Origin of the sequence: Ruminococcus sp., from assembly GCF_017650195.1 — a bacterium.
Classification (GTDB): domain Bacteria; phylum Bacillota; class Clostridia; order Oscillospirales; family Ruminococcaceae; genus Ruminococcus.
The window spans coordinates 1-11,362 of record NZ_JAGCFH010000230.1; the positions used below are offsets into that span (position 1 = coordinate 1).

The 11,362-nt window shown below is 40.1% G+C and carries 11 protein-coding genes; all 11 read right to left on the reverse strand.

Annotated elements, in window-relative coordinates; translation table 11 throughout:
* Positions 1-1,447: asparagine synthase-related protein (locus J6U00_RS10615; protein WP_296581680.1), on the reverse strand; the 1,447-nt coding region annotated here is incomplete at its 3' end.
* 27 nt (positions 1,448-1,474) lie between these two features.
* Entirely contained in the window at positions 1,475-2,467 is a 993-nt protein-coding gene (locus tag J6U00_RS10620; RefSeq protein WP_296581683.1) for an NAD(P)H-dependent glycerol-3-phosphate dehydrogenase, read from the reverse strand.
* Positions 2,468-2,490: 23 nt separating this feature from the next.
* Positions 2,491-3,171 carry a glycerol-3-phosphate 1-O-acyltransferase PlsY gene (gene plsY / locus J6U00_RS10625; RefSeq protein ID WP_296581685.1) on the reverse strand — a complete coding sequence of 227 codons (681 nt, stop codon included), beginning with the start codon at positions 3,169-3,171 and terminating at the stop codon, positions 2,491-2,493.
* On the reverse strand, positions 3,171-4,499 hold the full coding sequence (der, locus tag J6U00_RS10630; protein WP_296581686.1) for a ribosome biogenesis GTPase Der: 1,329 nt from the start codon (positions 4,497-4,499) through the stop codon (positions 3,171-3,173). The genes plsY and der overlap by 1 nt, the downstream gene beginning before the upstream one ends.
* A gap of 105 nt (positions 4,500-4,604) precedes the next feature.
* Positions 4,605-5,906: a DUF512 domain-containing protein gene (locus J6U00_RS10635; RefSeq protein WP_296581688.1), complete on the reverse strand. Its 1,302-nt coding sequence runs from the start codon at positions 5,904-5,906 to the stop codon at positions 4,605-4,607.
* Positions 5,907-5,981: 75 nt separating this feature from the next.
* Positions 5,982-6,167 (reverse strand): 50S ribosomal protein L32, encoded by a 186-nt coding sequence (gene rpmF / locus J6U00_RS10640; RefSeq protein ID WP_296581690.1) that lies wholly within the window; start codon positions 6,165-6,167, stop codon positions 5,982-5,984.
* A 22-nt stretch (positions 6,168-6,189) separates the two neighbouring features.
* Complete coding sequence (locus J6U00_RS10645; protein WP_296581692.1) at positions 6,190-6,651, reverse strand: DUF177 domain-containing protein; 462 nt, start codon at positions 6,649-6,651, stop codon at positions 6,190-6,192.
* A 94-nt stretch (positions 6,652-6,745) separates the two neighbouring features.
* On the reverse strand, positions 6,746-7,153 hold the full coding sequence (locus tag J6U00_RS10650; protein ID WP_296581694.1) for a hypothetical protein: 408 nt from the start codon (positions 7,151-7,153) through the stop codon (positions 6,746-6,748).
* A gap of 68 nt (positions 7,154-7,221) precedes the next feature.
* Entirely contained in the window at positions 7,222-8,556 is a 1,335-nt protein-coding gene (locus tag J6U00_RS10655) for a glucose-6-phosphate isomerase (protein WP_296581696.1), read from the reverse strand.
* 137 nt (positions 8,557-8,693) lie between these two features.
* Complete coding sequence (locus J6U00_RS10660) at positions 8,694-9,830, reverse strand: serine hydrolase (protein WP_296581698.1); 1,137 nt, start codon at positions 9,828-9,830, stop codon at positions 8,694-8,696.
* 77 nt (positions 9,831-9,907) lie between these two features.
* The gene (locus tag J6U00_RS10665) at positions 9,908-10,879 is read right to left on the reverse strand and encodes a D-alanyl-D-alanine carboxypeptidase family protein (RefSeq protein WP_296581700.1); all 972 of its coding nucleotides are present in this window, start codon (positions 10,877-10,879) and stop codon (positions 9,908-9,910) included.
* Positions 10,880-11,362 lie beyond the last annotated feature (483 nt).

The following is an 11,362-nucleotide window of genomic DNA, read 5'->3' on the forward strand; positions in this document are numbered from 1 at the left end:
CATCAAAAATAGCGTTTATCTCATCAAGATTTAAGAATTGAGCAGCCATATCACTGCTGAATTTCGTACGCACATCAGAATTGTAACGCTCATCAGCAAGCCATATTCTGATAGGAACTATAAAACCGAGCTTCTTTCTGAAAGCAATCTCCTCAGGAAGAACCTTTGACGCAGCTGTCCTGAATGCGACCTTGTTCGTTTCATCATTTACCTTGTATTTTGAAGGCATACGTGAAGCAATATCGAATATCCTGAGATCTGTAAGAGGCATACGTATTTCAAGTCCAAAAGCAGTGCTCATTTTGTCTACATTCAGATAAATGTCACCTTCTAGCCAGATCTGTATATCAACGTCTGACATCTTTGTAAGCGGATCAAGGCCTTCAGTTTCGTCGTATATATACTTCACAAGGTTTATCGGAAGCACATCAGGGTTATAATGCCTGAGTATCTTCTGTTTTTCATCTTCCTTCATGATATTGGTATTTCCAACATAGAAGGTTTTGAGGTTATCTCCGTAACGCTCAGCATTACGGTACATATTATAGCCGCCGAAGAACTCATCTGCACCCTCACCTGAGTAGCATAGTTTAGTATGTGCGGCAGTTGCCTTGCAACCTAGGGTAAAAACAATTGCTGAAGCATCGCCAAGAGGTTGCTCCATGTTGTACATTACAAATGGTACAATATCAAAAAAGTCCTTTGGCTGTATATTGGCAATACTGTGCTCAACATTGAGAAGCTCGGCTGTCTTTGCTGCCACACGCGACTCGTCGAACCTTTCTTCATCATAGCCACAGGAATCAGCTCTTTTTGCGTCAGACATAGCAAGAACATATGATGAATCAACACCGCCAGAAAGGAATGATTCGGCTGTCTCGTTATCGTCTTTTACCTCATGAAAAATATTTCCAAGTGTCTCGTGTATCTCATCTGCCCACTCTTTAAGAGTCTTGGAATCGTCAGGTTTGAATTCAGGGGCCCAGTAGCGCTCTATAGTAAGAACTCCGTCTTTGAATTCAAGCCAATGTCCTGGCATGAGCTTCTTTACCCCCTTGAAGAAGGTATCCTCTCCGGCTACGTAGGTCAACGTCATATAAATCTGGAGCATATCTAAGTTTAGCTCCTTTACAAAGCCTTCCTGACCTATTATCCTGCTGATATTTGTTCCGCAAAGCAGTCTGTTGTCTTTAGTTATGTAGTAGTAGAACGGCTTTGTGCCAAACTGATCTCTCAAGCAGAAATATTTGTTTTCCTCAGTATCAAACAGAGCAAAAGCAAACATACCGTAAAAATGGTCAGCCATTTCCCTGCCCCATTTTTCATAAGCTCTTATTATAATCTCCTTTTCACGTTCTTCACGTGAAAGATCCTTTCCTATGTTAAGCTCACTGCAAAGCTCGCGCCAATTGCGTATATGACCTCTGTAATCGCAGATCTTTATCAATTAAGTTCACTCCTTGATCGGTATAGACTATATTTCCTCAGAATTGAGCGGACGATTCATAAGAGCACCAAGTGCCAGTCTTATATCTCCGCCGTTGAAAAGTACTTCATTGAGCTGTTCTGTAATAGGCATTGAAACACCCTTCTGTTTGGCCAGTGAATATGCAGCCTTGCAGCAGAAATATCCTTCGACAGTACCTACACGTTCTACTGCTTCTTCAGGCGATACGCCCTGACCTATGAGTATACCGGCACGTCTGTTTCGGCTGTGCATACTTGTACAAGTTACTATAAGGTCGCCTAATCCGGTAAGTCCGCTGAAGGTATTAGGATTTGCTCCGCAGGCTTTTCCAAGACGTGCTATCTCATGAATACCTCTCGTCATAAGTGCTGCCTTTGTATTATCACCATAACCGAGACCGTCGCATATACCAACACACAAAGCAATGATATTTTTTAGCGCTCCACCAATCTCACAACCCTTTACATCGTCATTCAGGTATATCCTGAGATACTGATTGCCAAATTCGCGCTGTACATACTCTGCTGCATTACGGTTCTCGGAAGCGGCAACGATAGTGGTCGGGACACATCTTGCGACTTCTTCCGCATGGGAGGGACCTGATAAGACTACCATTTTATCAGTCTTTATCTCCTCGCAGATCACTTCGCTAAGGGTTTTAAGACTTCCCTCTTCAAGACCCTTTCCTGTATTTACAACGACCATATTATCATCAACAAAGGGAGCCGCCGCTTTTGCAACATCTCTTACAAAAGAAGAAGGAATACCAAAAAACAGCATATCACAGCCCTTTATACATGATATATCACTTGTCATGGCAATACTTTCCGATACAGGCACACCAGGCAGCTTTTGTATATGTTCGCCGTGCGAACGTATTTCATCTATCTCTGACTGAAACTTTGACCATACTGTGACCTTGTGCTTTCCACAATGCTCAGCCATTATAGCAAGACTGAGACCGAATCCACCGGAACCAAGTATAACTATATTTGCCATAATGCTCAACTCCTCTCAATATATCAGTCCCTGCCTATTTCTATGCGGTGAAACGAGAACTTATTCTCATTTCCTTCAATAAGCCTCTGAATATTTGAGCGATGCATCCATATAACCACTGCCGCCATAGGCAACGATAAGACCATATAAAGCAAGCTTCTGCTAAAAGCATAATTATCAACGATAAGCGACATCAGCAGTGTTGCAATAGGACAGTAGGCTGTGGCAATAATAGACGAAAGCGAAACATATCTGGAAAGTGCAAGCATAACAACAAATATTGCCAAAAGTGCAATAAATACCTTATAATCTACTGCGATGAAGGAAGCTGCGCCTACAAGAACGCCCTTTCCACCCTTGAAGCCATAATAAATCGGAAATACATGACCTATTATCGCAAAGAAACCAGCTATATAGCCAATATAATGCGTATCATTTCCAGGCATGAGACCGGTATTCATAAGATGACAGAAGCCTCTTGCAAGCAGAACAGCTATTATTCCCTTAAGTAGATCACCAATAAGTGTCAACAGAGCACAGGTTTTGCCTGTACATCTGAATGTATTTGTAAGTCCTGCATTTCTGCTACCCATATCACGTATATCTCTTCCGGTCATCATTCTGACTACGATAATAGAAAAATTGAGACTTCCGAGAAAATAACCAAGTCCTGCGCTGACAAGCAAAGTAATAAAGATTTTCATTATTTATCATTACCTCCTCTTTCACGGACTATGAAACGAACTGGTGTTCCTTCAAGACCGAATGTTGAACGTATTTGATTTTCAATGTATCTTCTGTAGGAAAAATGAAACAAATCGGCTCTGTTAACAAATGTAACGAATGTAGGCGGTTTTGTTGAAGGCTGTGTCATATAGTATATCTTCAGTCTTCTACCCTTGTCTGACGGAGGCTGGACTCTTGTTGTCGCATAAGCAAGCACATCGTTCAGCATACCAGTCGAGATTCGCATACTATTCTGTTCAAATGTATATTTTATAAGTTCATAAAGCTTATTTATACGCTGTCCTGTCTTAGCAGATATAAAAACAAACGGTACATAAGACATAAAACTGAAATCGTTCTCCAGCTTTGTTCTGAATTCCTGCATCGTCTTATCGTCCTTATCTACAAGATCCCATTTGTTTACAGCTACGACACAGGCTTTTCCCTGTTCATGCGCATATCCTGCTACCTTTGAATCCTGCTCTGTAAAGCCTTCTGTTGCATCGAGCATTATAACGCACACGTCAGCGCGGTCAACAGCCATATATGCTCTCAGAACACTGTAATGCTCTACTTTTTCTGTGACCTTTGACTTTTTACGGATACCAGCCGTATCAATAAAAACAAACTTTCCAAATTCGTTTTCAATAACAGTATCTGTTGAATCACGTGTAGTTCCAGCTATATCCGAAACAATAACACGTTCTTCTCCTGCGATCTTATTGATAAGAGAGGATTTTCCTGCATTTGGTTTGCCTATTACAGCTACTTTTATATGATCCTCATCATACACTGTTTCTTCGCTGTCCGGAAGGCTTTCATAGACCTTATCCAGCATATCTCCCGTACCGTGACCGTGTACAGAAGAAATAGGATATGGATCTCCAAGTCCGAGATTATAAAATTCATATAATTCCAAAGGAGGATCTCCGAGAGTGTCAACTTTATTTACTGCAAGAACTACCGGCTTGCCGCTTTTGAGTAACATCTGGGCTACTGCATAGTCATCAGCAGTGACTCCGCAACGTATATCAGTAACAAATACAATAACATCGGCCTTTTCTATCGCAAGCTCCGACTGTCTTCTCATCTGAGAAAGAATAACATCGTTACTGTCAGGCTCAATTCCGCCTGTGTCAACGACCATGAACTCTTTGCCTCGCCATTCACATTTTGAATAAATACGGTCTCGTGTAACACCGGGAGTGTCCTCAACTATCGAAAGACGCTGTCCAATAAGCTTGTTGAAAAGCGTTGATTTTCCGACGTTAGGTCGTCCGATAACTGCAACTATAGGTAATGACATTGACGTCCTCTCCTTTCTTTTAAATATTATTATTAAGTGTATTTCAAAAAACAAAAAATGTTTCAAATTTTCAAAACAAATAAATTAGAATTATTTATCGCTATTTCAATAAGTTACTCCCATTATTGCGTCTAGAAGCTCATAACCGTCGCTGTTTGTCGATTTTATACTAACATTTATCTCTCTTTCCACATCTGCAACTGTAAGATCATCAAGAAAAACATCCGAGTCGCGCCTAAGCATGGAAGATGATATCAGTAGCTCATCTCCAAGTTCTTTTCCTTTGAGCTGAGCTATAAGATCCTGAGCGGTTATAAGTCCGGTAACTGTAATAGTTTCACCGAAAAAATCATTTCTTATGCGATATACATTGCATTTAAGCAGCGGAAATCGATTCTCTGCCATCTCTGCAAGCATTTTTATGGTATTAAAAGCAGAATAACCCGTTGCTATGGACACGCAACGCTCTCCGCCTTCCCACTCAGCTATATCAAGCGCTTTTTCAAATTCATCGATTAGAGAACGAAGCATACCGACGCCATTCTCATACTGTGAAAAATCCTCGTAGACCTCTACTTGCGGAAGTTCTCTTTCTGCAATAAGATAGAACTCGTCCGAAGGAAAAACAGTCCTTGTCCCGAATTTTTTCAGAAATTTTTGCTGGAATTCTTCAATAATATCTATAGTATCCCCAGCTGTTTCTTTTGTAAAGCTGACAAGCGGATACAGACCTTCCCTAAATTTTGTCAGTCCTACAGGAACAACAGCCATACTTGTAATATTTGGCATGAGTTCACCGAGATCAGTTAGCGATCTTCTCAACTCATCGCCGTCATTAAGTCCGGGACAGCATACTATCTGACAGTTAAGCTTTATACCATTTTCAGCGAGCTGACGAATAAACTTAAGCTTCTCGCCAGCAAAACGGTTATGCATCATTTTTACTCTGAGTTCAGGATTGGTCGTATGTACTGAAACGTTGATATTCAGCTTCATTTCGATGATTCTGTCTATGTCCTCCTGCTTCATATTGGTCAGTGTGACATAGTTACCCTGTAAAAAAGACAGTCTTGCGTCGTCGTCCTTAAAATAAAGGGTCTCTCGCATACCGGGCGGCATCTGATCAATGAAGCAGAAAACGCATTTATTGCTGCATGACTGCTTCTGATCCATAAGGAAAGTTTCAAATTCTAGCCCGAGATCGTCATATTCGTCCTTGGAAATATTTATTGTAAGCGGCTTGTCATTTCTTTCAAGCTTTACTGTTATATCTGTATCGGCAGCATAGTACATATAGTCAAGTACGTCTTTTATACCATGACCATTTATTTCAACGAGTATATCGCCACTTTTTACTCCGGATAGGTCTGCCGGAGAGCCATGCATAACGCTGTTGATCTTAACCATATATCTTCTCCAAAAAACTTAAAAAGGAGAGAAGGTTCACTCCTCCTCTCCTTCTCTTTTATCGGATCAAGCCGATTATTCAGCGTCGATCTTAAGGACCTCAACGCCCTTATAGAATCCGCAGTTTTTGCAAACCTTATGCGGAGCCTTATATGAGCCGCAGTTGTCACACTTTGACATTGCGGGTGCTTCAAGCTTCCATACTGCTGAACGTCTCTTATCACGTCTTGCCTTGGAAGTTTTTCTCTTCGGTACAGCCATTCTGGCACCTCCTTACAGAGCTTCACAGCTCATTATTATTAAGATGATCGCACTGTTTTTCATTAAGATCGCAACCGCAGACTAAACAAAGTCCCTTGCAGTCATCCTTGCACAGTATCTTTGTCGGCAGACTGAGAAGCATATCTGTCAGCGCAATTTCATTCAAATCAATGCTCTCGCCGTCCGCTACGACATAATCATCATTGTCTTCATTGCTGACGGAAGGAACAACAATATGGTCAAATGAGAGATCATAATCCCTTGAAAATTCTTTCAGGCATCTGTCACACGTATGAAGAAGCCTAAATACTGCAGAATAATCAAGGTAAACAACTCCTGCTCTGTTATGGAGCTTTCCGCTAAGATTTACAGGCGAATTAAAGATATAACCTTTAATTTCACTGAACTCCTCAGGCGGTATTTCATAGGAGAAATCTTTCTTCTCACCAACTATATCGAATATCTGCTTTAAATTGATTTTCATATTATAATCCTTCAGAGCACTATAAAATATATTATACACCAAACACCTGGATATGTCAATAGTTCAGTGTAAAAATTTCGTTCTTAAACGAGAATTATTTGATAAACTGCTTAACGCTTTCAGGAAGCTCAGAATCATCTGCTGAAACTGTAAATACTATTGTTGCTTCCTCACCTGTTAGCTTATCAAGTTTCTCAAAAAGTGAGCCGAGTGCATTATAATCACGGCCAACTATCTTAAGGATACCGTCAACGAAAACATCCTTGATATCATAGTTTCCAGCAAGCATACCTGCAACGAAGCCATAGAATGCTTCTGTGCCTTCAATTGAAAAGCTCTCTGTATCACACCATCTTACTCTGAAACTGATAGAACGTCTGATATTATCGCCTTTTTCGATACATACAAGATTACCGTTTGTTGACTTTACTGCCTCGTTAATCTGATCAATGAGTATCTTGGTTTTTCCTGTACCTTTTTTTCCTGTAATAAGCTTAATCATAATTTACTCCTTCCGTGCCTTGTGGCATTTATGACGTATTATATTTTGTATAAAGACTAAACAGACTATCAGCCGAGTTTAGCTTCAAGAGCAGCCTTAGCACCCTCATAACCGGGCTTGCCAAGAAGTGCGAACATATTTGACTTATAGCTTTCAACACCAGGCTGGTTGAAAGGATTTACTCCAAGCACATAGCCTGAGATAGCACAAGCCTTCTCAAAGAAATATATCATATAACCAACATTTTCTTCTGTCGTATCATCAAGCTCAAGTATGATATTCGGAACGCCGCCCTCTGTATGAGCAAGCACAGTACCCTCGAACGCTTTTCTGTTAACTACAGACATATTCTGATTTGTCAGGAAATTGAGACCGTCGAGGTTTTCAGCGTCAGGCTCAAGGAAGAGATCTGTCTTGGGCTTCTTGATATCAACAACTGTCTCAAAGAGAATTCTTGCTCCATCTTGGATATACTGTCCCATAGAATGAAGATCTGTTGAGAATACAGCAGCTGACGGGAATATACCTTTATTATCCTTACCTTCGCTTTCTCCGAAGAGCTGCTTGTACCACTCAGACATCATCACAAAACTTGGATCGTAAGAAACGAGCATTTCAACAGACTTACCCTTTCTGTAAAGGATATTTCTGAGAGCAGCGTATTTATAGCAGTCATTGTTGTCAAAATCAGCTGTAAAATCAGCCTGTGCCTTAGCAGCGCCCTTCATAAGAGCATCAATATCACAACCAGCTACAGCAATAGGTAGAAGGCCTACAGCTGTGAGGACTGAGAAACGTCCTCCTACATCGTCCGGAATAACGAAGGTCTCATAGCCCTCGGCATCTGAGAGATTCTTAAGAGTTCCTCTTGCCTTATCTGTAGTGGCAAAAATACGGTTCTTAGCCTCTTCCTTGCCATACTTGTCCTCGACCATCTTTTTGAATATTCTGAAAGCGAGAGCAGGCTCTGTTGTAGTACCTGATTTTGATATAACATTTACCGAAAAGTCCTTGCCCTCACAAAGAGCAATGATCTCGTTTAAATAAGCAGGATTAATACTGTTTCCTACATAGTAGATATCGGGCGTATCTTTTTTCATATTGTTGTAAAGAGGCGATTTGAGGAGCTCAATAGCAGCTCTTGCGCCAAGATATGAACCACCGATACCAATAACGATAAGAATTTCCGAATTTGCTTTAATTCTCTCGGCAGCAGCCTTGATACGTGCAAATTCTTCCTTATCATAGGCTGTAGGAAGATCTACCCAGCCTAAAAAGTCATTGCCAAGACCAGTCTTGTTTTGAAGCGACTGAGCAGCAGCTTCAACCTGAGCCTTGATACCGGTCAGTTCGTCAGCATTGACAAAGTCCTTCAAATATTTGGTGTTGAGTTTCAAAGACATTAAAATTTACCTCCAATATGTATGGCAATCCATACAATATAATTTACCATCTTTATGATACTATATTTTCGGATTTTTTTCAAGTACCTTTACGTAACATTTTCAACATTTGTGCAATTCTGCCTATTTCAGCATTATTATTCATGCAATTTCGTCAACATTGCAATCAGCACATATTTAAGGTCAAGCGCAGGAACAGCCTCGGAAGTTACTATATCCGCCTCGTATACAAGAGTATCTCCGCTATAAAATGCCGCGCATCCAATTGGTTGACCAATATATACAGGGGCGTTTATATATCCCGGGATAACGACCTTAGTTATCAAGTCTCCATTATTTCTTGGAACAACTGCTTTTCCTTGTTCATAAATATGAATTTCAACAGCACTTTCTGTACCGTTCATAACATTGAGCGGCATGAGCATTTCATCTGGGAACATTGTTAAAGTAACATTATAATTACTAAATCCCTGCTTGAGAAGACTTTTTATACTTTTGTATGCATCATCTTCGGTATCATTTCCTAAAGAAACAGCGATAAATGTGTTACCACTATCATTTCTGCCTCCCTCAGCAATACAATAACCACTCTCAGCGGAATGGCTTGCCTTGAATCCGATATGCAGACTGTATTTTGCTGAAAGCTTGTTCTCATTTACCAATTCAACCTTTCCATCTTTGACAAAATCACGCCATATAGAGAAATACTCAGTCAAAAAAGAATATTTGTAAAGCTCAGAGCAAATAACTGCAATATCATAAGCCGAAGAGTACTCCTCTGTAGAATAATAACCATAAGGTGAAACAAATCTTGTATTCCTGAGGCCTAGATCGAAAGCTCTTGCATTCATATCCATAACAAAGGTCTGCACATCACCGGATACTCTTTGGGCAAGTACTGTCATCGCATCATTGGCATTACCTACAATAACACTTTTCAGAAGCTCATCTACCGACATTTTATCTCCCTGTTCAAGCCATATAACAGCTCCTTTTGTATTTTTTACATCATCAGATGCAGTCAGTATCTCATCCATCTGTAATTCTCCGCTGTTGATTCGTTCAGCAACAAGTAACACGCTCATAAGTTTTGAAAGAAATCCTGCGTTTAACCGCATGTTCGAATTCTTTTCATCAAGAACAGTTTGGGTTTCAGGTTCCATAAGTATATAAGCTGTGGCTTCCTTATTCTCTATAACATCAGCACCTATACATAAAGCCGAAAAGCATATAAAAGCCGTGAAAATAATAACTGTAACAAAAAATCTTTTCATTTTCCTCACCTCAAAATAGTATATGCCAAAATAGCAAAGGAAATGAAAAAGAGCGGCTATGAAGCCGCTCTGAATTATTAGTTCTTATGGACAGTTATAATGAATCCGTCGTTATTATCGCCTGAAATTTCATAGTTTCCAGATATAGGGACTCTTGTGACGAGCTTCTCCCCAGCTCCTGTAACGGAGTAGATCTGATAACCATTTCCATTAAAAGCAAATGTATACGGATCGTCAAAGCTATACTGCTCAAGAAAATCAACATACTCTTCGAGACACATATCCTTCTGCTTCATTATAGCAGAATTAATCTCTCCGACATATCTTAAATGCCACGGACAATATTCATCGCCGGTAATATTCTTTTTACCCTGAGGATATCTTACGATAAAGCCGTATTTCCAGCAGTTATCCACCACCCAACTCTCGTAATCATTTCCATCATAAGTTATAACAGAGCCGTAAGCTTTAAGTGCAAGATCTATACAGTATCCGGACTTTGACTCGGCAAACGACTTCGGGCATAAAGAATCGCCGCCTGTATATGTATTTGTAGTGCCGTATACGATAAAATCTGCTAACGAAGTCTCATTCGCATAGGCTTCCATCATATTGTTAAGCGCTTCCGCAGCATCCTTATTCAAATATATATGCTCACCGCAAAGGAGATAATAATCATTTTTTTCATCTGCAAGATCGACCATAAGCTTCTGAGCCGCTTCGCTTGCAGGACTATCTTCGGTGTAAACAGCAAGAATACCGTTTGAAGACTCGCTTTTATCAAGTTCTCTCTCGGAGTACCCAAGGTACTTGATACCTTCAAAAGCAGTTGTCATCTGATCCACTGTACTGTACGACAGACTGCTTCCAGTCGAAGTCTCTACTGGTTCTTCCAAACCACGGAAATCCCCGTTGACTTTTATATTATTCGGCTGCTGACTCGAAAGACTTCTTCTGAGCCCGTCCGCACCGAAAAGGGTCACAACGATCACACCCATTGCGAGAAAAACGCGGTCTGTTCTGAGCCGACATTTTTTCTTCTCCTTCATTATACATATCCTCCGATATTTGTTCTACATCACTGAAATAATATATCTGTGTTTCTTTATTTTTTTATCTGTTTCAGGTTATTTGTTTATTTCTCCACCTGTATATATAAGCGCTGTCCGCGCCGTAATTTTTATTTATCAGAATGCATGACCCAAACGCAACTGTCCTTTATCTATATTCTCAAACTTGTCCGTTTGCTGAAATAAATAAAAAGACACTGCTGTTTTCTCATTTTGTTCTGCGTTATAATGCGGAAATAACAGATAATCTGTCCCTGAGCAAAGCATCACCAAAACGAATCCGTGAAAACAAATATGTTCATATACGGATAATGACACTTAACCCTATTGATTCCGAAAAATTTTTAGAACTTAAAAGAAAACCGCTGTGCCTGCATAATGCAAGTTAGCATTTTACATTTCACTTTTTTGTTTCCTTCTTTTGTTCATTCTACACTTTTAATATATATATCTCTGTATTTA